The organism is Peribacillus sp. P4_C12, assembly GCF_056402095.1.
Window position 1 is genome coordinate 1 of sequence record NZ_JBFUIB010000959.1, and the last position, 937, is coordinate 937.

Annotated in this window: 2 protein-coding genes; both read left to right on the plus strand. The window is 37.6% G+C overall.

Annotated elements, in window-relative coordinates; translation table 11 throughout:
- The coding region (locus tag AC1DUW_RS30560; RefSeq protein ID WP_477644412.1) for a putative PEP-binding protein at positions 1-343 on the plus strand (343 nt) is incomplete at its 5' end.
- Between the two features lie 316 nt (positions 344-659).
- Positions 660-937 (plus strand): SDR family NAD(P)-dependent oxidoreductase (locus AC1DUW_RS30565; protein WP_477644413.1); only part of this gene is annotated, 278 nt, incomplete at its 3' end.

A 937-nucleotide genomic window follows, 5' to 3' on the forward strand; every position in this document is an offset into this window, starting at 1 on the left:
GTATACAATGGCTGCTGATAGAATGAATGAGAGAGTTTCTTATTTATATCAGCCATATAATCCAGCGATTCTACGCCTGGTTAAAATGGTCATTGATGCAGCTCATAAAGAAGGAAAATGGGCTGGAATGTGTGGCGAGATGGCAGGAGATGAAGTAGCTATTCCAATTTTAATCGGAATGGGTCTCGACGAATTTTCCATGAGTGCCACTTCGATTCTAAAAGCACGCTCCTTGATTAGCCAACTTTCGCTTGATGAGATGAAAAAACTGTCTCAGGATGTTTTAGTGATGGATACAAATGATAAAGTGAAAGAAGCTGTACTTAAAGCAGTAAATATATAATCAAAAAAGTCAGCACTTCATCCACAGAGAAATCCTCGGATGAAGTGCTGTAAAATTTTATATTACTTTTTTTAAAAAAAATGTTTAATGAAACACCATGTGGGTATATAAAAGCAAGCACAGTTGTTTAGCTCGATTAGAGCAGCTGACATTCTCATTTCCCCCTTTGACGCCGGTTGGGCTTCCCAACCGGCAATTTTTTGTGTGTTTTAAGAGAACTTCAAAAAAACACACGAAAAATGATTATTCAGATTTTTCACTTTTCGAATGAAACGATATAATGAAAGTATGTTTTAATGAAAATGGGGGATTTGGAATGGACTTACATTTGCAAAAGAAAAATGCTTTGATTTTGGCTTCAAGCCAAGGATTGGGGAAGGCAATAGCGGCAGAACTAGTTAAAGAAGGAGCCAATGTCATGCTTGCCAGCCGTGATGAAAAAAAACTTGCGGCTGTGCAAAGAGAATTATCACAGCTTGGGGCAGGCAAAGTGGCTTATATGGTAACGGATATAACAAAACCTGTAGATATTAAAACCTTAGTTGAGCAAACTGCAGTAGAATTTGGGGGTATTGATATCCTTATTAATAACGC